Source organism: Halomonas profundus, from assembly GCF_020865425.1.
GTDB lineage: Bacteria > Pseudomonadota > Gammaproteobacteria > Pseudomonadales > Halomonadaceae > Vreelandella > Vreelandella titanicae.
The window spans coordinates 4,497,560-4,518,819 of sequence record NZ_CP086344.1; the positions used below are offsets into that span (position 1 = coordinate 4,497,560).

Consider the following 21,260-nt stretch of genomic DNA (forward strand, 5'->3'; position numbering starts at 1 on the left):
CTCAAGGCAGAAGCAACTACGATACCATCACCCACTGCCCCATCCGATCTGATGCTTCGATGGCCTCAATAAGCCGATTAACCCGCGCGGCTTCGCGGAAGTCTGGATAGAGGGGGCGGTCGTTGATGATTCCCTCCACCAGATCACGCACCTCGATAATCTTCTGATCGTTATAGCCCAGACCGTGCCCCGGTGCGGGGCTGAAAGCGGCATAGTCAGGGTGTTCGGGGCCTGCTAACAGGGTGGTAAAGCCGCGCCTGCCGTGGGCATCGCTGTGGCGATATAGCTGCAGCTCGCTCATGCGCTCCTGGTCAAACACAATGGCACCCTTGGTGCCCGTTAGCGTGTAGGCCAAGCCCATCTTGCGGCCAGCCGCCACCCGTGAAGTTTCGATATTACCGATTAACCCCTGATCAAAACGCAGCATGGCCTGGGCTTGATCATCGTTCTCTACCGCCGCCATACCGTTGCCGTCGGCCTTGGGCCGAGTGGGGATGACGGTTTGTAGTTGGCCGCAAACCTCGTTAATGCGCTGTCCGGTTAGAAACTCGGCCATATTGAGAATATGCGAGCCCACATCGCCTAGCGCACCGGCGCCTGCGGTCGCCCGCTGTGTATGCCAGTCGTGGGGCTTTTGCGGGTCTAGCAGGTAATCCTCGTTGTGCCGCCCACGAAAATGAATCAGCTCACCAATTTCACCGCTAGCGACAATCTGGCGGGCCAACTGGGTAGCGGAATTGCGAATATAGTTAAAGCCCACCAGGGTTTTGACACCCGCCTTTTCAGCCGCGGCGACCATTTCGTTCGCGTCTGCCGTGCTCAGCGCCAGCGGCTTTTCGGCGTAGACATGCTTACCAGCGGCAATGGCGGCCAGGGCCATCTCTTTATGCAGGAAGTTGGGCGCGCAGATATCCACCACGTCCACCTCACTATCTTCCACCAAGGCGCGCCAATCGTCGGTGGCGCGGGCAAATCCCCAGGCCCGCGCCCGGCTCTCCGCGGAGGCAAGGTTAACATCCGCCAGCAGTTCGCAAACGGGTTTAGCGGGCAGTTCAAAAACGCTGGGCGCCGCATTAAAGGCGATGGTGTGGGCTTTGCCCATAAAGCCGGTGCCGATGAGGCCAATTTTGAGGGTTTTCATTGTGATTATCCCTGTTTTAAAACAATAACGCCGGGCTGGGCCCGGCGTTGAATGGTGTCGTGCCCCGTAGCCTGTTTACATGGTCGGCATGGTGAAGTGGTTGGTCTCTTCACGAATGCCGCTGGGCCAGCGCTGGGTGATGGTTTTCATGCGGGTGTAGAAACGCACACCGTCCGGGCCGTGCATATGCAGCGGGCCAAACAGCGAGCGCTTCCAACCACCGAAGCTGTGGAACGCCATGGGCACCGGAATCGGCACGTTAACGCCGACCATACCGACCTGGATCTGCTCGCAGTACTGGCGCGCCGCATCACCATCCCTGGTAAAGATCGCCGTGCCATTGCCGTATTCGTGGGCGTTGATCATGCTGACCGCCTCGTCGAAGCTCGCCACGCGAGCAATGGCCAGCACCGGGCCAAAAATCTCCTCGGAGTGAATACACATGCTGGGCGTGACATGGTCAAACAGGCTGCCGCCGATAAAGTAGCCATCGCCTGCGCCGTCAATCGTTGTCTGGCGACCGTCGACCACTAGCTCTGCGCCTTCATCCACGCCGGTTTGGATATAGCCTGCCACTTTGTCGCGGTGCTCGCGGGTGATCAGCGGCCCCATATCGTTATCCGGGCCATCGACCAGGCCAGGCCCGACCGTTAGTTTATCCAGTTCGACCACCAGTTTCTCGCGTAGGCGGTTGGCGGTTTCTTCGCCCACGGGCACGGCCACCGAAATCGCCATGCAGCGCTCGCCTGCCGAGCCATAGGCCGCGCCCATCAGGGCACCCACGGCTTGGTCGAGATCCGCATCGGGCATGATCACCATATGGTTTTTGGCGCCGCCCAGAGCCTGAACACGCTTGCCATGGGCTGATGCGGTAGCGTAGATGTACTCGGCAATTGGGGTAGAGCCCACAAAGCTAACCGCTTGAACACGCTCATCAGTAAGCAGTACATCCACCGCCTCTTTATCGCCATTGACGACATTGAAGACGCCATCCGGCAGGCCCGCTTCTTTAAGCAGCTCGGCTAAGCGCAGCGGCGTAGAGGGGTCTTTCTCTGAAGGCTTCATGACGAAGGTGTTGCCGCAAGCCAGGGCGATGGGGAACATCCACATAGGCACCATGGCGGGAAAGTTGAACGGAGAGATACCGGCGCACACGCCCAGCGGCTGCATCATTGAGTAGCTATCAACGCCGGTGCCGACGTTCATGGAGTGCTCGCCCTTCTGCAGGTGGGGAATGCCGCAGGCAAACTCGACCACTTCCAGGCCGCGGGTCACTTCGCCTTTGGCGTCAGAAAACACCTTACCGTGTTCGCTGGAGACCAGTCGTGCCAGCTCATCAGTGTGCTCCTCGACCAGCGCCTTGAACTTAAACAGAATTCGCGCGCGCTTTAGCGGCGAAGTTTTAGACCAAGCGACAAAGGCCTCGTCGGCGATGCGCACTGCTTCGCGGGTTTCATCGGCGGTGGCCAGCGCCACTTGGGCGCTCTGCTCACCGGTGGCCGGATTGTAAACCGGCGAAGTACGTTGGCTCTGACCGGCGGAGAGCTGACCATTAAGATAGTGGGATAACGTTTGCATATAGGCTCCTGATTAAAAGGCGGCGCTGGCGCTGTTTAGCTGGCAACGTCGAAGCCTGCCCGCTCGGCAAGTTGACGTAAGTTGCGGTAACCCAGGCGGGCGTAAGTAAGCGGATGGGCGACTTCCGGGTCTTGTTCGGCTTCAACCACTAACCAACCCTGGTAGCCCTGTTCGCACAGGTGGGTTAAGGCGGGCAGGAAATCCACATTGCCATCTCCCGGCACCGTAAACAGGCCGTCTAACACGCCGTTTAAAAAGCTTTTGTCGCGGTTGCGTACCGCTTCCAGCACTGGGGAGCGCAGGTCCTTGCAGTGCACATGATGGATACGCTGGCTGTAGCGTTTGGCGATGGCGAGCGGGTCGCCGCCCGCACCGCGCAGATGACCAAAATCAAGCAGCAGCCCCACGCCTTCGCCGGTGTTGTCCATTAATCGCTCAACGTCTGCCTGGCTTTCGATCACCGTGCCCAAATGGTGGTGATACACCAGCTGAATGCCCTGGGATTTCAGGTAGTCGCCCACGACATCCAGGCCATGCAGCAGTCGCTGCCACTCTTGCTCGGAAAGGTGCGGACGCTGGGAAAGCGGGCGCTCCTGATCGCCGTGTACACAATGGGTGACTTCGCACAGCACCATCACCTTGGCACCGCACTGCTTGAGCAGGTTCATATGATCCTGGATGGCATCAATCTCTTCTTCAGGAGTGCGCTCCAACAGCTGCGCGGAGTACCAGCCCGAAACGAGCGCCAAGTCGTGGGCGCTAAGCACCTGGTTCAAGGCGTCAGGCGTGCGGGGAAACTTGTTACCTAATTCAAAGCCGCTAAACCCCGCTTCGCGGCCCTCTTGCAAGCAGGTTTCCAGTGGTGTTGCGCCGCCTAGGCTGGGCAAGTCGTCATTGGTCCAGGTGAGCGGGTTGATGCCTAAAGTAACCGTTGGCATAGCGTATTCCTTGTGATTATGTTTGTTGGTATTAATGGCGTTGGCGCTGCTTGGCTTCGCGGTACCCTTGATAGGCTTTATGGACGGCTTCACGCTCGGAAACCTCGGGCACGGCCACTTCCCACCAGGCACCGCCTTCCTGGGTGCTGGGTAACGGGTCAGTATCCAGGGCAATCACATAGGTCGAGGTGGCTTTGCGAGCACGCACCAGCGCCTGCTCCAATTCCGCAATACCGGTCACCGATTCAGACTCACAGCCCAGGGATTTGGCGTGGGCGGCAAAATCGGTTTTGGGCGCGCCGGCCTCCACAGTGCGGCAATCTTGCAGCAGGTTGTTGAACCCCGCGCCGCCGGTGGCTTGCTGTAAACGGTTGATACAGCCATAGCCGCGGTTATCCAACACCACCACAATCAGCTTATGGCCCAGCATCACCGATGTGGCCAGCTCCGAGTTGTGCATCAGGTAGCTGCCGTCGCCGACCATCACCACTACTTCCCGCTCTGGCTTGGCCATCTTGACGCCCAGCCCGCCCGCAATTTCATAGCCCATACAGGAGAAGCCGTACTCCACGTGGTAGCTGCCAGGGCCCGAGCATTGCCAGAGCTTATGCAGCTCGCCGGGCAAGCCACCGGCGGCGCATACCACGGTGGTATCGTTACCTGCCTGGCGATTGACGGCGCCGATCACCTGGGCATCGGTGGGCAGCGCCAGCCCTTGATCGGCGGTCACGTTGTGCACTATTTCGGCCCATTCACGTTTAAGCGTTCCGGTCTGCTCGCGCCATTCATCGCCGCCGCGCCACTCGCCCAGTGCCGCATCGAGTTGGCCAAGCCCGATCAAGGCGTCGCAGCTAAGCGGCAGCGCTTGATGCTTCAGACTGTCGAATCGGCCAACGTTCAGGGCGATAAGCGTTTTATCGTTGCCCTCAAACAGCGCTCGGGAGCCGGTGGTAAAGTCCTGCAGCCGCGTGCCCACCGCCAGAATGACATCCGCCTGCTCCGCCAATTGGTTAGCAGCTGCGCTGCCGGTCACCCCAATGGCACCCACCGCGCAGGGGTGGCTATCGGCCAGTGCACCTTTGCCCGCCTGGGTTTCAGCGACCGGGATGCCCCGTGCTTTGGCAAACTCGGCCAAGACGTCGCAGGCAGCGGCGTAATGTACACCGCCACCGGCGATAATCAGCGGGTGTTTAGCCTGTTGCAGCGCGGCGATGGCTTGGCGAAGCTCGTAAGCATCCGGCGGCGAGCGGCGAATGCGATGTACCTTGGGGGCAAAAAAGGCCTCCGGGTAATCGTAGGCAAAGGTTTGCACATCCTGGGGCAGCGCCAGGGTCGCGGGGCCGCAGTGCTCCGGGTCAAGCAGGGTGGCAATCGCCTGGGGCAAGCTGGTCAGCAGTTGCTCGGGACGGTTAATGCGGTCGAAGTAGCGCGACACCGGGCGAAAACAGTCGTTGACGGTAATGGTCGGGTCGCCGAAATGCTCCACCTGCTGGAGTACCGGGTCGGGTTCGCGGGTGGCAAAGGTGTCCCCCGGCAGCAGTAGGATCGGCAAACGGTTGGCGTGGGCGAGCGCGGCGGCGGTGACCATATTGGTCGCCCCTGGGCCAATCGAGCTGGTCGCGGCCATTAAGCGCTGGCGATTATTGGCTTTGGCAAAGGCAATCGCCGCGTGGGCCATGGACTGTTCGTTGTGGGCGCGAAAGGTCGGAAGCGTGTCTTGCACGTGGTAAAGCGCTTCCCCCATTCCGGCCACATTGCCATGACCAAAAATCGCAAACACGCCTTCAAACAGCGCCACTTCTTGGCCATCCACCTCTATACGTTGTGCAGCAAGGTACTTGACCAACGCCTGGGCCATGGTGAGTCGAATGGTGCTCATTTTACGCCTCCTCCGTGTGGGGCAACGTTTGCGGCTGCGCCTGCCGTAATTGTCGCCACGCCTTTATCAGTTCGGCATAGTTCTGGGCGACCCGCTCTACCAAGCTGGCGTCGTCGATACGCCCGGCCAGCCAGTCGCGACTCGCGCTGGCAAATAGCGTGCGCCCAACGGTGAAGCCTTTACAGCAGGCATGATTGGCCGCTGCTTCGAAACCGCGTTTCATGTCGTCCATGGGGGCGTCTAGCCCAAGCAGCACAACCCCACGGCAGTAGGTATCTTCCCGCTCAATGGTGTCGCCAACCGCCTGCCAGGCAGCGTCTGACATGGCAGGTAGTTTCCACCAGTCTGGACGAATGCCCAGGTTGTAGAGCCGCTGAAGGCTGCGCGGCAAAGTGGTGTTGTCATTGGACATATCGGCAGGGGGAATGACTTCAATCAGCAGTTCCAGCCCATAAGCACAGGCCGCCTGATAGAGCTGGCGCAGCCGCTCCTCTTGCTCCAGGCGCAGTGAGATTTCATCGTCAGGGTGGTAGAACACCAGGCATTTAATGATCTGTTCTCTAGGCCAGTTGCGCAGGCAGGCACCTAAATCATCGCCATGCTGGAAGCGCAAAGGTCGTGAGCCAGGAAGCTCCACCGGTCGACCAATCCACCAGCCTTTTCCACTGGCTTGATTGAGCGCGTCCTGACCCAGCACGTCGTCTACCAGGATCGCGGGCGTGGAAATACCGCCCAGTTTGGCACCCTCTTCGGCGGCGGTGACCAGGAGTTTTTTAAGTGCTGGCAGCCGCGCGCTGTCGGCATACTCTTCGCGTGCCATATCGGTGAGCTGGCGGCGGTGGTCAAATGCCAACCCCAATACTTCGGGCCACTGAACGGGCACTCGGGTAGTGACGCGGTGTAAATGGTTTAGGCGCTGATCGATATCCGGACGGGGTACCTCATCGCGGCGTTCCAGGTAATCGAATAACTCATCTTCGGTGGGCATGGCCGGGGCACAGCCGTGGCGGGAGACCACCAGCGCGCCGCAGGCATTGGCATAACCGGCGCTGATTTGCCAGGGTTCATTGCGCAGCCAGCCGCGTAGCAAGCCACTCATAAAGGCATCCCCGGCACCCAGCACATTGAGCACCTCGACCTGTACGCCCTTAACTAAAATGCCGTCTTCAATACGGTCAGGAATGGCGCCTTCAAACACCACACAGCCCATGGGCCCCAGCTTGCATACCAGAGTGGCTTCGCTAACCTCACGTACCGCGCGCAGAGCCGCTAAGGTGTCCGTGCTGCCGCCGGCAATATGAAACTCCTCTTCTGTGCCCACAATCAGGTCAAAATCCGGAAGCCAGCGCTGCAGGTCAGTGGTGACGGTTTCGTCGGCGATAAAGCGGGTTTCACCATCGTCAGGGTTGGTCAGACCCCACAGCACGGGGCGATAGTCGATATCCAGCACCCGCTTCACGCCATAATGGGCGGCGGCGTCCAGTGCCTTGCGGCACGCCCGGCGGGTGGTATCGGTAGAAAGATGGGTGCCGGTAATCGCCAGCGCCTTGGCCCGTGCGATAAATTCAGGGTCGATGGCCTCGGCGTCGATGGCCATATCAGCACAGTCGCGGCGGTAAAATAGCAGCGGGAAGCTTTCACGGTCTTTTAAAGCCAGCAGAACCAGGCCGGTGTGGCACTCGGGGTCGGTTTGAAGCGCGGAGGTATCTACCCCCACCCGGTCCAGCTCTTCGCGCACGAAGTTGCCCATCTGCTCGTCGCCGACTCGCGAAAGCATGGCGGATTTCAATCCTAGGCGCGCAGTGCCGTAAGCCATATTGCCCGAGCTCCCGCCTAGGTACTTGGCAAAGCTGGCCACGTCTTCTAAACGGCTGCCAATCTGCTCGGCGTAAAGATCGACCGCCACGCGTCCAAGACAAATCAGGTCAAGCGGTCGGTGTTGACTATTGTTATTCAGCATAAATGTCTCCCCACGTCACAAATTCGTGGTACTAGTCACAGGATGGCACTGGGCATAAAAGCGTCTTGGCTGGCAATCGATAAGGCTTATCAACCGTGGATTAAAGTGTGAAGGCGGCACGGAATCGGTCGAGCGCGAGGTCGTCATCCCCAGAGGCCCAGCCTTCCAGTCCTACGGTGCCGCGATAACCTATGTCGTTCAGCACTTTGGCAATGGCCGGGTAGTTAATCTCGCCGGTTCCCGGTTCGCAGCGCCCTGGCACATCAGCCACTTGCACTTCACCAATGTACGGCCCACAGCGGCGAATCAATTCAATCAAATTACCTTCGCCAATTTGGGCGTGATAAACGTCCAACATAATGCGCAAGCTGGGCCGATCAACACTTTCCACCAGCGCTAGAACATCTTCCAAGCGCGCAAACGGCACTCCTGGGTGATCAACGTCGGTATTGAGATTTTCAAGCACAAAGGTGACGTCGTTCTGCTCGCCGAGATCCGCCAGCCGATTGAGGGTATCGCGTGCTTTTAACCACATCGCGCCGGTCATCTGTTGGCAAGGTTTCACGGGAAGACCTTCGCCATCCAACCCTGTGCCGTGCAGGTTGAGACGTGGAATACCCAGTCGTTTGGCCACCTCAACCGACTCAGCGGCGGTGCGTAGCAGTTCATCTGCACCGGCGGCATCCGCCAGGGTGCCGGTGACATAGCCGGTCATGGATGAAAACGTCGCCCCGCTATTGGCCAGTGCCTCGATATCGTGCTTAGTCCAGTCCCAGATTTCGACCTGAAAACCCAGTTCAGAAATACGCTTAACACGCTCCAACACGGGCAAGTGGCGGAACACCATTTCAGCGCAAACGGCCAGCGTGAACGGGGATGATGGGGTAGGTTTATTCATCATGGCTCCTTAATAGCCGCTCGCCGTTCGCGGTGAAGGGGGTTCAGTGCTGCTTGTTTCATCCGATGGTTGAGTGTCTTGTTCGGCTAAGTTGGCCTTCTTGGCTTTATCGTCACGCTGGAATTCCGCAAGCTCCGCATCCAGGCTTTCAAGCTCAGCGCCACCCGCCATCATGTTGAGTACTTCTTCACGGCTGACTTCTTCTTTGCGGAAGGAGCCCAAACTGCCGCCGCGTGACAATAAGGTGAACGCATCGGCCACTGGGTAAGCATGGTGAACATTGTGGGTAATAAAGATGACCGCCAGGCCATCCGCGCGGGCTTTGGCAATGTAGCGCAGTACGACAGAGGCCTGCTTAACCCCAAGCGCTGACGTAGGCTCATCAAGAATCAGCACTTTAGCGCCAAAATAGACGGCACGGGCAATCGCTACACACTGGCGTTCCCCACCAGAAAGCGTGCCCACTGGCTGGCTTGGGTCGCGTACATCGATACCGATTTTAGCCATTTCCTCTTTGGCAACCCGGTCGGCATACTTCCAATCAATCCGCTTTAAAGGCCCCCACCCCACCGTCGGTTCGCGGCCCATAAAGAAGTTACGGGTAATCGACATCAACGGCACCATCGCCAGATCCTGGAAAACGGTCGCGATACCGGCGTCGAGCGCGTAAGCCGGGGACTTGAAACGAGCGGGCTTGCCATCCAGTAGCATCTCGCCATGGGTGGGCTGGTGAACACCGGAAAGGGTTTTAATCAACGTTGACTTGCCAGCACCGTTATCCCCCAGCAGGCACATAACCTCACCGGAATAGACCTGCATCGAGATATCACTGATGGCGATGACACTGCCGAAGTGTTTGCTGACACTGCGCATTTCAATCATTGGAGTGCGTGCAGTCATGTTATTTAGCCTCCATCGCCTTTTTGCGCATGTAATTGTTGAATAGCACCGCCACCAGCAACATCACACCCAGGAAAACCTGGAACCAATCCGTGTTAACGCCGGTGTAAAAAATGCCCATTTGCACCATGCCGAAAATCAGCGCACCGAGGGCCGCACCAATGGCAGATCCATAGCCGCCGGTCAGCAAAGCGCCGCCAATGACCACTGCGATAATGGCCTCCAGCTCTTTTAATAAACCTCGAATGGTGTCCGCCGAACCGGTATCCATGACCTGTATGCAGGCAAAGATGGTGGCGGAGAAAGCGGTGAACATGAACAGTGAAATCTTGACGCGGTGGACGGGGACGCCCGAATTGCGCGCCGCATTGGCATCACCACCGCTGGCGAAGATCCAGTTGCCGTAAGGCGTGCACAGCAGCACCCAAGTCGCTACAGCGGTTAAGCCCAGCCACCAGACAATTGAGACGGGAATACCGGTGACCGTGGGGTTGCCCGCAAAGTTGGTCGCCATCCAGCCATTTGCCGCCATCCAGCTAAATAGTCCCGTAGCGACTTCTCCAGAGAAAAGCGCCGCGAACCAATCTCCGGGGATATGATCCTGCACTCCCCCCACCTGAGTACGTCCCGTCAACAACCGGCTAGTACCGATAGCCAAGCCACGCAGAATGAAAAGGAAGCCCAGAGTAACGATAAATGACGGCAACCCCGTTTTATTGACCAGATTACCGTTAATCCAGCCCACTAGCCCCGCACAGGCGAACGCCAATAAAATTGCGGCCCACAGCGGCCAGCCATACTCCACCGCAGGGATGGCAATCAGAATGCCTGCCAAGCCAATCATCGAACCAATCGAAAGATCAAACTCTCCGCCGATCATCAGCAACGCAGCCGCCGTGGCGATAATGCCGAGCTGAGCGGCGACTTCAAGGAAATTAATAATACCCGCTGGGGTAAACATCCCGGTACCGCTGGAAGCAGCGATAAAAAAGGCAAGCACCAACACGGCACCGGCCAGCGCCCCCAACTCCGGGCGATTAAGCGCTTTCTTCCAGAAAGAGACTCTCTGGATACGCTCATCTTGATCAGCCGCTGCTGGCGCAACCGATTGTTTCGTTTCAGTAGAATTCATGGCGATCGACCCCCAAGGCTCGACACCGCGCCGAGCCTTTTTAGATTAGGTAGTTATCAACGGATGCCCTGGCTACTCAGCTCAATGACCTGTGCAGCGTTTTCTTGAGTGACAAACCCTGGGCCGGTGGCAACATCCCCTGCGGGTAGCAGTCCATTCTTGACGAACTGATCTAGGAACATGACGGGCAAATAGCCTTGCATGTACTGCTGTTGGTCGATCGCGAAGTCCAGCTCACCCGCATCCAAGGCTTCCAAAATGCCGGGTGAAAGATCAAAGGTACCGAGGGTGAACATATCGGTTGCCCCCTGCTCGCGCATGGCCCGAATCATTGGATCAGCGGCCAATGCGCCCAAGGTCAGCACTCCACGCACATCACTGTTCTCGTTGAGGTAAGCAACAATGGCATTGCGAATATTGGTGGGGTCGTAGGTGGTCGCTAGCTGCTCGGCATTGCCGTCGAAGCCTTCGACAAAGCCATCACAACGCTGATCAAGTCCCTGGTTGCCTTGCTCATGGTTAACGCAGACGCCTTTCTCAACGCCCAGTTCCTGCATGCGCTCGGCGGCCTGTTTGCCCGCCTCGTATTCACTCTGCCCAATGTGCAGCCGGGCACCATAATCTCTCGCCACGTCGCCACCGGAGTTAATGGTGATCACTGGGATGCCGTTATCGACAGCATTTTGGACAGCGCCGCCCAGGGCATTTTCGTCAGTAAAAGAGAGGATCAAACCATCCGGATCCGATGCCACCGCTGCCTGTACAAGTTGCTGCATCTTGGCCATATCAAAGGTCGATGGTGCACGGTACTCCAGCTCAGCGCCTACGAGATCAGCGGCTGCCTCTGCGCCGTTTTTCACCACTGACCAGAAAGGATCAGAGGGGACACCATGGGTCACCATGACGAAACGGCTCGCTTCTTGTTCTTGTTCCTGTGCTTGTGCGGCACCTGCCATTAATGCCGTGGTGGCGGCAGAGGCTAGAAGCCATTGAGATAGACGTGCCATAAAGAATTCCTCATAACGTTATCGTTGTTGGTAGGGAAGTGGCATTAAATGCCTTGGCGCTATGAAATATAGATTCCAAATAGCAATTATTGCAAATTATTTATTCTATACTTTTGTATAAATGGAATATTTATTTCAATCAACTAGACTGCATAACAACCAGCCACTTTGCTCAGTGCTACTGCCCAGCCGTACATGAGTGAATGAGTGGTACATGAGTTAACGCTAAGGAATTTGTATGCCGCAGCCCCCACAAAGCTACCGTGAGCTGGAAACGCTGATCACCGCCGAGTACGCCACGCTAAGCAAACGTTTGCAGCAAACCGCGCGTTTTATGCTTGATCACCCCCAGGAGGTTGCTTTAGCGACCGTGGCCAAAATTGCCGAACAGGCGGATGTCACTCCATCCACCTTAATTCGCTTGGCCAATAGCTTGGGCTTTAAGGGCTTTTCCGAAATGCAGCAACTGTTTCGCAGCCGCCTGGTCGATGAGTTGCCTAACTACACCGAGCGAATTCGCGCGGTACGCAGCGCCACCGGGGAAACACCCGACAGCACCCAGCTGTTATGGGAGTTCGCTGACGCCAACCGTGCCGTGCTTGAGCAGCTTCCCAGCCGCATTAATCCAGAGAGTCTGGAGAAGGCGCTGGATATTTTTGAAAAGGCTCATGCGATTCATGTGATGGGCGCACGGCGAAGTTTTATGGTCGCCAGCTATATGACCTATGCCCTGGCCCATGTGGATAAGCCTGCGCTGCTGGTTAATGGTTTGGGGGGAATGTACGGCGAGCAGCTGCGCGCTATGAGCCAACACGACGCCCTACTGACCATCAGCTTTTCTCCCTATGCCGAAGAGAGCCAAAAAGCCTGCGAAGACGCCCATCAGCGCGGTCTACCTATTGTGGTGATTACCGATTCGAACCTTAGCCCACTGGCCCGCTTCGCGGATGTCGTCTTCGTGGTCAACGAAGCCGAAGTGAAAAGTTTCCGTAGTTTGACCGCGTCGCTCTGCTTGACCCAGACCTTGGCAATTGCCCTGGGGGTGCGGCAAGACAAAACACGCGACAAAGAAAAGGGCCAGGACAAACAACGTAAGGCCTAAACACCCAAAGCAAGCCAACAGTAAAAACAAAACAGGAGAGCTTATGAAACTCGCACTCATCGGCGCTGGACGCATCGGCAAGGTGCATGCCCAGGCCATTCACTCGCACCCAAGCGTTACCCTGGCCGCCGTGGCCGATTTTCATCAGCCTGCCGCAGAAGCGTTGGCCGAGCAGTACGCCAGCCGAGCGGCCTCTGTGGATGAAATCTTCGCAGATGATGATATTGACGCGGTGCTGATTGCCTCAAGCACGCCTACTCACGCGGAGTATCTGGAGCGTGCCGCACGCTCGGGCAAGGCGATTCTATGCGAAAAACCCATCGCCCTGGATTTAGCCCGCACTCGCGATGCCCTTCAAGTGCTTAGCGAACATCCGGTGACCTGCGCATTAGGCTTTAACCGCCGTCACGACCCTCAATTTGCTGCGCTTAAAAAGGCCATCACCGAAGGGCGTATAGGCGCACTGGAAACATTGACCATCATCAGCCGCGACCCCTCTCCCCCGCCCGCCGAGTACGTGGCTGAGTCCGGCGGCCTGTTTCGGGACATGATGATTCACGATCTGGACATGGCGCGCTGGCTTCTCGATGAACCGATTGAAGGCGTCTTTGCCGTTGGCAGTAGCATCATCGACCCAGCGATTGGCGAAGCGGGAGATGTGGATACCGCCATGGTCACTCTCACCACGGCCAGCGGAAAGCTATGCCAGATCAGCAACTCACGACGCGCCTGCTACGGCTACGATCAGCGTATCGAAGCCTTTGGCAGCCAAGGCATGCTGCAAGCCCAGAACGAGAGCGACACCCGGCTGCGCTTTACTGGCGAAACAGGGCAGGTAGAAGACAAACCCAAGTGGTTCTTCCTAGAGCGTTATGCCCAGGCCTATCAACTTGAAATTGGTGATTTTGTCGCCGCCTGGCAAGAGAAACGTGCACCACTCGCAGGTGCTCAAGATGGACTAGAGGCGTTGCGCTTAGCCGATGCAGCGGAGCGTTCATTGCGTGAAGGTCGCAAAATCCTGCTCGACGCCTCGGTGTAAACAGACACCAGCGTGTCTGTTTTTAATACCTTTTATATCGTAAACGATTAGCTGCCGACCGAGCAGCTAGCCATCAGAAGGAGCGACATATGGCTTCCCTACTGGTACGCCCCACCGCCCCAGACACCCAAGGCACCGTAATTGACATTACTCCTGAATCGGCTGGCTGGACGCACGTGGGCTTTCGGGTGCATAAACTCGCCAAGGGTCAGCGTCTGGAGGCCAGCAGCGATGACCAGGAAGTCTGCCTAGTGCTGCTCTCCGGTCGTGCCACTGTGGTCTGCGGCGAGCACCGTTTTGAAGACATCGGCGAGCGCATGGATATTTTTGAACAGATCCCTCCCTACGCGGTTTATCTGCCTGACCATGTTAGCTACGCGGTGGAAGCGACCACGGATTTAGAGCTAGCAGTGTGCGCCGCCCCAGGTCATGGTAACCACGCCCCACGGCTGATAGCCCCAGACAACATCAAACAAAGCACCCGTGGCCAGGGCACTAACACCCGCCATGTTCACGATATTCTGCCGGAAACCGAGCCCGCCGATAGCCTATTAGTAGTCGAAGTATTCACACCCGCGGGCAATTGGTCGAGCTACCCGCCCCATAAACACGATTTGGATAACTTACCCCACGAATCACATCTGGAAGAGACCTACTACCACCGCATTAACCCTGAACAAGGGTTTGCCTTCCAGCGCGTTTATACCGATGACCGCAGCCTTGATGAAACCATGGCGGTGGAGAACGGCTGCTGCGTGTTGGTGCCCAAGGGCTACCACCCAGTGGGCGCGGCGCATGGCTACTCACTCTACTACTTAAATGTGATGGCAGGGCCCAAGCGGGCGTGGCAATTCCACAACGACCCCGATCACGAATGGCTGATGAACGCTGGATAGATCGACACTTCGCCCGCTAACGTTTATCTAATGCTATGCTAACTAGCCCCGCCGATGCGGGGCTTTTTTGTGCATTACCTTTAATAAAAGACCATAGAGGCCCTATGCTCCCCGACTACTCCCTCATCGCCTGGTTGTTAATTGCGTTTTCCGTTTACCTGACCGGCGTTTCAAAAGGTGGCTTTGCGGGTGGTTTTGGCACGCTCTCGGTGCCGCTAATGGCGCTGGCGATCAGCCCCGCCCAGGCGGCCGGGCTACTATTGCCACTACTGTTGGTGATGGACGTGTTTGCGGTAAAAGCATGGTGGGGCAAGCAGGACGCCACTGAGGTCTGGCGCTTTGTGCCAGGGCTATTTATCGGCGTGACGGTAGGGACGCTGCTGTTTGGCGGTTTGAGTGAACAGGGCTTACGCCTGACTCTCGGCGTTATCACCCTGCTGTTCGCCGCTTACATGCTGCTCAAGCCCGTTGCCAAGAAACCGATCTCCACCCGTTGGGCATTGCCAGCGGCAAGCGTTTGCGGCTTTACCAGCTTTATGGCCCATGCGGGCGCGCCGCCACTAAACGTTTATCTACTTCCGCGCAAACTATCGAAAGAGACGTTTATTGCCACCTGTGCGGTGACCTTTGCCGTAGTCAACGTTATCAAGCTAGCGCCTTATATGTGGCTTGGCGAAATCAACGTCACCAGCGCCTGGGCCTCGCTGCTGCTCGTACCCATCGCCTGGATCGGTGTACGCAACGGCCTATGGCTGCAAAGCCGCGTCAACGAGACGCTGTTCTACCGACTGGTGATTTTTGCCATGTTTTTAGTCGGTTTTAATCTGATTTGGCAGGCGCTGAAATAGGATGGTATTCAGTACGGAGTGCAGCTCATTTTTCATACGATCATTCTTTGAGCGTTTAAGCTGTAAGACATCGCTTAAAATTTTGTAAGCGATCTCTTACAAACGTGTAAGAGATCCCTGTCACTTGCCTTCCAGGCCTTGCTCTCTGGCCCCGGCCCGCTACCCTGATCGTTTCTCATTTACTTGATCCAAGGAGCGGAGCGATGGCGGACAAAACGGGCCTGCAATTTACCCTGACCCTACCCGGGGCCGATGACACCGCCGTGGTGCGCTTTACCCATCACGAGGCGCTGTCGGAGCCGTTTGCGCTCTCGGTTGAGTTTGCCAGCCGTACCCACAACCTATCGCCCAGCGACTGCTTGGATCAAAACGCCACCCTGACCATTTGGCAGGACGGCGAGCCGCTACGCCGCGTGCATGGGATGATTTCAGAGCTTCACCGCGGCGATAGGGGGCACCGCCGCAGCTTTTACCGGGTCGAGATTCGTCCCGCGCTGTGGCGGCTATCGCTGCGCCATAATTCGCGGATCTTTCAGGACACCTCGCCTTTTGACGCCATCACCACCCTCGCTAATGAGCGCAGCCTCACCGATATCGGCTTTGCCACCACCCGCACGCCCCCCGATCGGGAGTTTCTGGTTCAGTACCGCGAGACCGATCTGGCCTTTATCGAGCGTTTAGCCGCCGAAGAGGGCTGCTTCTATTTCCATGAGTTCGAGAACGCCGAGGGCGGCAAACACCAGCTGGTATTTGCGGACGCCACGGTGGTGTTGCCCAGCGTGGGCGAGCGCACCTACCACGGCCGCGCCGGGGGCACGCCGCCCCGACGCCACGTGCGTAAATTGCGTCAGGCCAACCGCGTGCGTCCCGCCTCGGCGATGCTCAAGGACTACACCTTTAAAAACCCGCCCTATGCGCAGATCCATGAGCACCTGGCGCCAGGGCTGGGCGAACACGCCCAGCGGGAGGATTACGAGCACTTTGATTACCCCGGCCGCTACAAGAAGGACGCTTCCGGTAAGCCTTTTACTCGCCACCGGTTAGAGTCACTGCGCGCCGACGCCACCACCGCCGAGGCCGAGAGTGACCTCCCCGAGCTCGCCCCGGGGATCTGCTTTACCCTTACCGACCACGATATCGACAGCCTTAACCGCGCCTGGCAAGTGGTCTCGGTGGTTCACCACGGCGAGCAGCCCCAGGCCCTGGAAGAAGATGGTATGGCCCGGGGCGGCAATGGGAGTGGAGCCAGTTCAGCTCAGGCAGGCGAGCTGATGACCCGCTACCACAACGACGTGGTGATCATGCCCCGGGATCAGACCTTTCGCCCGGTGCCCAACCCTAAACCTCGCGTCGACGGCCCCCAGGTGGCCTTTGTGGTGGGGCCGGAAGGTGAAGAGATCTACTGCGACGAACACGGCCGGGTTAAGGTGCAGTTCCCCTGGGATCGCTACGCCGAACCTAATGAGACGGCGAGCTGTTGGGTACGGGTCGCCCAGGGCTGGGCCGGCGGTGGCTATGGCAGCATGGCGATCCCCCGGATCGGCCACGAGGTCATTGTCTCGTTTTTAGAGGGCGACCCCGATCAGCCGCTGGTCACCGGGCGCACCTACCACGCGGTGAATACCCCGCCCTATCCACTGCCGGCCAACAAGACCCGCACGGTGATCCGCACCCAGAGCCATAAGTCGGAAGGCTTTAACGAACTGCGCTTTGAGGACGCCACCGGCGAAGAGCAGATCTGGCTGCATGCCCAGAAAGACCTGGAGCTGCTCACCCTTAACGACCGCACCGAGGAGATCCGTCGGGACAGCCACCTTAAGCTCCACCGCAACCGCTTGAGCGAAATCCATAACGACGACCATCTCACCGTACACGGCAAGCGCTACACTCAGATCAAGGGCGATGACCACCTCCAGGTCGATCAGACCCGCCATGAGGTCTACGGTGAAGCCCAACTGGTCGAGACCGGCCGCGAGCTGCACCACAAAGCGGGCAGCCAGATCGTCCTGGAAGCAGGCAGCGAGATCACCCTGAAGGCGGGCGGCAGCTTTATCAAGCTCGACCCCGGCGGCGTGACCATTGTCGGCCCCCAGGTCAAGATCAACTCCGGCGGTAGCCCCGGGCGTGGCCAGGGCCAGGCGATTGTACTGCCCCGCTTACCCGGGGAGGCCGAGCCCGAGGAGAGCGAGAACGTTACCCTCGAACCGCACCAGACGCCGCTGCTGAGCAGCGAGATTGCCGCCGCCACGCCGTTAGCGCTGGACGATATCGATATCACCGATGGCTTAGCCGACGACTGCAGCGCCTGCCAACCCGCGGTGGGTAGCCCGGTGAACCCGCTGCTGGGCGCCAAGTTGCTGCCCGCGGAGACCGATTTTGCGCTACCGGCGCCACGGCCCTTTGTGTTTAGCCGTGGCTATCTCTCCAGCAACGGAGCGGTAGGCGCCCTGGGTCAAGGCTGGTCGCTCCCAGGCGAGTCCCTGGCCATTACCCTTAACGATGATGCCTGCATTGTTCACGATGCCCAGGGGCGTCAAATTACCTTTGGGCCACTGGCCCCCGGCCAGACGCGCTTCTCCCCTACCGAGCAGCTATGGATTCGTCGTGGGGGTGCCACAACCGCTGAAGAGAGCAACGCGCCCCGCTGGCAAGCCCTGGACGAGACGTTACGCAGTGATCCTGAGCGTATCGTGTTAAGCGACGCCAGCGGGCTTTACTATGTGTTTGCCAGCCCAACCTCTGCCCATCCAGCAGACGCGGCGTCCACCACGGATACGCCTTCAGGTGATAGTTCAAAAGATAACGCTGCTCGCTGGCCCTTAATCGAAGAGCGCGACCGCAACGGCTATGCCACCCAGTACCACTGGGAAGCCGGTCTGCTGGTCACGGTAATCGACAGCGCCCAGCGTCACTACCAATTCGTTTACGACAGCCTGCTTCCTGCCCAGCCCGACGATGCCGGGCAGCGCCTAACCGGCGTCAAGCTGGTGCAAGCGCACGACGGCAGCGCCCAGGACGACTGGCTGGTGCGCTACTCGTTTAGCCCCGCGGGGGATTTGATTGCGGTGCGCCACCGCCACGGCGAGGTGGTGCGCGAGTTCGAGTGGCAGGATCATATGCTGACCGCCCACCGGGTCCCCGGGGGCATGGAAGCCCACTACACCTGGGATCGCCACGCCCCGGATGGCCGGGTGGTCGGCCAGCAGGAAGCCGGCGGTTTAGCGCGGACGTACAGCTACCAGATGGATCACACCCTGGTCACCGACAGCCTAGGCCGGGAGGAGCGCTACCACTTCGTGGGCAGTGGGCCCGGTCGCCGCTGGACGGCCCATACCCGCGCCGACGGCTCGCGCATCGAGTTCCGCTACGACCGTGCGGGTCTCAAGGTAGCCACCGTGGATCCGCTAGGCCACGAGACGCTGATTGAGCGGGATGAGCATGGGCAAGTGATTGCACAGACCGGCCCGGACGGCACCCGCTGGGCGATTGAGCGCGATCCCCTGGGCCAGCCGGTGAGTATCGAAGGGCCTGAGGATCAAACGTGGCAAATAACGCGCAACGAACGGGGGCTTCCAGTGGAAGTCACTGGGCCGGAAGGCACTACCGCCTTCGCCTACGGCAATACCGACCTGCCTGACCGACCTACCACTGTCACCGATGCAGTGGGTGCTACCCACCAGCGCGAGTGGAACGCCCTGGGTCAGGTTACCGCCCAGATCGATTGTTCTCAGCAGCGCACCACTTATAGCTACGACCGCCACGGCTATCTGGCCAGCGCCACCAACGCCTTGGGCGAGACCACCCGCACCCAGCACGACAAGATGGGCCGGCGGCTCGCCACGCAACTGCCGGACGGCACCCACTGGCATCACCATGTGGATGCGGTTGGGCGGCTGGTGGAGCTGGAAGGCCCCCAAGGGTTTAGGCAGCAGTTCTTCTTTGATGACCACGGCCGACCGGTGCAGCGCATCGAGGCCGATGGCAGTCAACAGTTTACCGCCTACGATGACATTGGCCGCCTCAGCGAGCTGACCCTGGGTAACGGCGCAGTCTACCGCTTTGCCTATGACGAGATGGATCGCCTCGCCAGCGAGACCGGCCCCGACGGCCGGGAACAGCAGTACCGCTACGATGAAGCCGGTCAATTGATCGAGCGGGTGGAAGCCAACCGCCCAGGCCCGGACGGCCAGCCGCTGGTCACCCGTTACGATTACGATGAAGCCGGCCGCCTCACCGCCCGACACCTGCCCGCCACCGAGCACGCCCCGACCAGCACGGAGCAGTACCAGTGGGGTACCAATGGTCAGCTCCTCAGCGTCACCAACGATCATGGTGAAGTCACATTCCGCTACGACGAAGCCCAGCGCTTAATCGGCGAACAGCAGAGTCATGCGGGCCTAGCAGGTGAGAGTGGCTGGCAGTGGCAGCACCAGCACACGCTCACAGCCAACGGCGCCCCCGAAGCCAGCCAGTTCGGCGACCTACCCGCGCTTAATTGGCACACCTACGGCAGCGGCCACCTGCATGGCCTAAGCGCCCCCGGCCTGGATCTGGAAATTGCTCTGGAGCCCGACGCCCTGCACCGGGAGACCCAGCGCCGTCTTAGCACCGGTGCCAATGCGCACAACCAGCCGCTAGTGCTGGAGCGCGGGTACACGAACCTGGGCCAGCTAGACCACCTCACGCTGCGCAGCCCGGACACCACTAGCCAGCAGGACTACCAATACGACGCCCTGGGCCGGATGAGCTTCCGCAGCCTGCAAGGCGATCCAGCAGAAAAAGTCATCGCCTACAGTTACGACGCTGCCGGTCGCTTGATCGGCAGCCAGCACGGCGACCACGCCCACCGCTATAGCGTGGACGCGGCCGGTAACCGGTTAGAAGGCCAACAGGCCCTGTCTGATAATCGCCTGGGGCAGTTAAACGGTACCCGCTACCGCTACGACGGTGCCGGTAACCTGGTCGAACGCCAACAGCCCAACGGCGAACGCCTAACGCTTGGCTACGACGGCGCCAACCGCTTAGTGCACCTGATCCACGCCAGCGAGCTGGGAGCTACCCGCGAAGCCACTTACCGTTATGACGGCCTAGGAAGACGCATCAGCAAAACAGTACGCCATACCAACGGCACCACCGCCACCACCCACTACGGCTGGGACGGTGATCGCATCGTACGGGAAGAAACGGATAACCAACGCACTACCGTGGTCTACGAGCCCGGTAGTTTTGTGCCCATGCTGCGTATTGATGATACTGAACAAGGCCAAGTGCTCAGCGCCTATATCACCGATGCCCTAGGCACCCCGATGCAACTGGTCACCCCCAACGGCCAACCCCGCTGGCTGGCCGAACCCGACGACTGGGCGGCAGTCAAAAACCAACGCGCCGTGCGCAACCTCACCCAGCCGATCCGGTTCCAGGGCCAATGGCACGACGAAGAAAGTGGCCTCTACTACAACCGCCACCGTTATTATGACCCGCAGCAGGGGCGGTATATTAGCCAGGATCCGATTGGTCTTAACGGCGGCACGAATTTGTATGGGTATGTGACGAATCCGACGGGGATGGTGGATCCGTGGGGGTTGAGAGGGAGACTCTCAAGTACGCAACCTTCCCCTAATAGCTCACAGAGGATGCCTGATACTGCTGATAAAGAAACGCATTGGGGTTATTTGGGAGGTTTTTTAGAAGAATTAAAATGTGCAACCTATGGTGACTGTTTACCGGATGACCATATGATGTGCACTAAAGCCACCTATGACAATGACGCAGGGGAAGGGGAAATTGAGTACTTAGATGATAGTTACCCGCAATTGATTCCTTTGGATCAAGAGCCCTATCCACCGGTACCTGATGATATGCCTGAAGGATTAGAATGTACTGAGAGTGTAGTTCGCCCTCATCGCTACACCCTTCATAGATCAAGGGTTAAGTAGGAGAAA

The 21,260-nt window shown here is 58.7% G+C and carries 14 protein-coding genes and 1 pseudogene; 6 read left to right on the forward strand and 9 right to left on the reverse strand.

The features are described 5' to 3' along the window. Window positions 1-16: 16 nt before the first annotated feature. The 9 genes from LMS44_RS20500 to LMS44_RS20540 all read right to left on the reverse strand — a co-directional run bounded on the left by LMS44_RS20500 (window position 17) and on the right by LMS44_RS20540 (window position 11,433). Window positions 17-1,141, reverse strand: a complete 1,125-nt coding sequence (locus tag LMS44_RS20500; protein WP_476488600.1) for a Gfo/Idh/MocA family protein — start codon at window positions 1,139-1,141, stop codon at window positions 17-19. A gap of 75 nt (window positions 1,142-1,216) precedes the next feature. Next, window positions 1,217-2,719, reverse strand: coding sequence for a CoA-acylating methylmalonate-semialdehyde dehydrogenase (locus LMS44_RS20505; RefSeq protein WP_476488601.1), 1,503 nt, complete (start codon window positions 2,717-2,719; stop codon window positions 1,217-1,219). Window positions 2,720-2,754: 35 nt separating this feature from the next. Beyond that, window positions 2,755-3,657 carry a myo-inosose-2 dehydratase gene (gene iolE / locus LMS44_RS20510; RefSeq protein WP_476488602.1) on the reverse strand — a complete coding sequence of 301 codons (903 nt, stop codon included), beginning with the start codon at window positions 3,655-3,657 and terminating at the stop codon, window positions 2,755-2,757. Between the two features lie 31 nt (window positions 3,658-3,688). Continuing rightward, window positions 3,689-5,536 (reverse strand): 3D-(3,5/4)-trihydroxycyclohexane-1,2-dione acylhydrolase (decyclizing), encoded by a 1,848-nt coding sequence (iolD, locus tag LMS44_RS20515; RefSeq protein ID WP_476488603.1) that lies wholly within the window; start codon window positions 5,534-5,536, stop codon window positions 3,689-3,691. Window position 5,537: 1 nt separating this feature from the next. After that, window positions 5,538-7,496, reverse strand: a complete 1,959-nt coding sequence (locus LMS44_RS20520; protein WP_498946326.1) for a 5-dehydro-2-deoxygluconokinase — start codon at window positions 7,494-7,496, stop codon at window positions 5,538-5,540. 100 nt (window positions 7,497-7,596) lie between these two features. Further along, window positions 7,597-8,394, reverse strand: a complete 798-nt coding sequence (locus tag LMS44_RS20525) for a TIM barrel protein (protein WP_476488605.1) — start codon at window positions 8,392-8,394, stop codon at window positions 7,597-7,599. A 9-nt stretch (window positions 8,395-8,403) separates the two neighbouring features. Next, entirely contained in the window at window positions 8,404-9,294 is an 891-nt protein-coding gene (locus LMS44_RS20530; protein ID WP_476488606.1) for an ATP-binding cassette domain-containing protein, read from the reverse strand. 1 nt (window position 9,295) lies between these two features. Next, a complete protein-coding gene (locus LMS44_RS20535; protein ID WP_035560679.1) occupies window positions 9,296-10,426 on the reverse strand; it encodes an ABC transporter permease in 1,131 nt (376 codons plus the stop codon). A gap of 56 nt (window positions 10,427-10,482) precedes the next feature. After that, window positions 10,483-11,433 (reverse strand): sugar ABC transporter substrate-binding protein, encoded by a 951-nt coding sequence (locus LMS44_RS20540; protein WP_009285993.1) that lies wholly within the window; start codon window positions 11,431-11,433, stop codon window positions 10,483-10,485. Window positions 11,434-11,671: 238 nt separating this feature from the next. Here LMS44_RS20540 and LMS44_RS20545 point away from each other — a divergent pair, with 238 nt between their 5' ends. From LMS44_RS20545 to LMS44_RS20570, 6 genes and pseudogenes are all read left to right on the forward strand, one after another. Beyond that, window positions 11,672-12,535 (forward strand): MurR/RpiR family transcriptional regulator, encoded by an 864-nt coding sequence (locus LMS44_RS20545; RefSeq protein ID WP_041158772.1) that lies wholly within the window; start codon window positions 11,672-11,674, stop codon window positions 12,533-12,535. Between the two features lie 43 nt (window positions 12,536-12,578). Next, window positions 12,579-13,574 carry an inositol 2-dehydrogenase gene (iolG, locus tag LMS44_RS20550; RefSeq protein WP_476488607.1) on the forward strand — a complete coding sequence of 332 codons (996 nt, stop codon included), beginning with the start codon at window positions 12,579-12,581 and terminating at the stop codon, window positions 13,572-13,574. Window positions 13,575-13,663: 89 nt separating this feature from the next. Continuing rightward, window positions 13,664-14,470, forward strand: coding sequence for a 5-deoxy-glucuronate isomerase (gene iolB, locus LMS44_RS20555; RefSeq protein WP_476488608.1), 807 nt, complete (start codon window positions 13,664-13,666; stop codon window positions 14,468-14,470). 104 nt (window positions 14,471-14,574) lie between these two features. Then, window positions 14,575-15,318, forward strand: coding sequence for a sulfite exporter TauE/SafE family protein (locus LMS44_RS20560; protein WP_476488609.1), 744 nt, complete (start codon window positions 14,575-14,577; stop codon window positions 15,316-15,318). 203 nt (window positions 15,319-15,521) lie between these two features. Further along, window positions 15,522-17,540, forward strand: a pseudogene (locus LMS44_RS20565) (type VI secretion system Vgr family protein); the annotation flags it as partial. A gap of 108 nt (window positions 17,541-17,648) precedes the next feature. After that, window positions 17,649-21,254: an RHS repeat-associated core domain-containing protein gene (locus tag LMS44_RS20570; RefSeq protein WP_498947308.1), complete on the forward strand. Its 3,606-nt coding sequence runs from the start codon at window positions 17,649-17,651 to the stop codon at window positions 21,252-21,254. Window positions 21,255-21,260 lie beyond the last annotated feature (6 nt).

Excerpts from the sequence above, each read along its gene's own strand:
- LMS44_RS20500 (WP_476488600.1), bottom strand. The coding sequence starts at position 1,141 with ATGAAAACCCTCAAAATTGGCCTCATCGGCACCGGCTTTATGGGCAAA.
- LMS44_RS20505 (WP_476488601.1), bottom strand. The coding sequence starts at position 2,719 with ATGCAAACGTTATCCCACTATCTTAATGGTCAGCTCTCCGCCGGTCAG.
- iolE (WP_476488602.1), bottom strand. The coding sequence starts at position 3,657 with ATGCCAACGGTTACTTTAGGCATCAACCCGCTCACCTGGACCAATGAC.
- iolD (WP_476488603.1), bottom strand. The coding sequence starts at position 5,536 with ATGAGCACCATTCGACTCACCATGGCCCAGGCGTTGGTCAAGTACCTT.
- LMS44_RS20520 (WP_498946326.1), bottom strand. The coding sequence starts at position 7,496 with ATGCTGAATAACAATAGTCAACACCGACCGCTTGACCTGATTTGTCTT.
- LMS44_RS20525 (WP_476488605.1), bottom strand. The coding sequence starts at position 8,394 with ATGAATAAACCTACCCCATCATCCCCGTTCACGCTGGCCGTTTGCGCT.
- LMS44_RS20530 (WP_476488606.1), bottom strand. The coding sequence starts at position 9,294 with ATGACTGCACGCACTCCAATGATTGAAATGCGCAGTGTCAGCAAACAC.
- LMS44_RS20535 (WP_035560679.1), bottom strand. The coding sequence starts at position 10,426 with ATGAATTCTACTGAAACGAAACAATCGGTTGCGCCAGCAGCGGCTGAT.
- LMS44_RS20540 (WP_009285993.1), bottom strand. The coding sequence starts at position 11,433 with ATGGCACGTCTATCTCAATGGCTTCTAGCCTCTGCCGCCACCACGGCA.
- LMS44_RS20545 (WP_041158772.1), top strand. The coding sequence starts at position 11,672 with ATGCCGCAGCCCCCACAAAGCTACCGTGAGCTGGAAACGCTGATCACC.
- iolG (WP_476488607.1), top strand. The coding sequence starts at position 12,579 with ATGAAACTCGCACTCATCGGCGCTGGACGCATCGGCAAGGTGCATGCC.
- iolB (WP_476488608.1), top strand. The coding sequence starts at position 13,664 with ATGGCTTCCCTACTGGTACGCCCCACCGCCCCAGACACCCAAGGCACC.
- LMS44_RS20560 (WP_476488609.1), top strand. The coding sequence starts at position 14,575 with ATGCTCCCCGACTACTCCCTCATCGCCTGGTTGTTAATTGCGTTTTCC.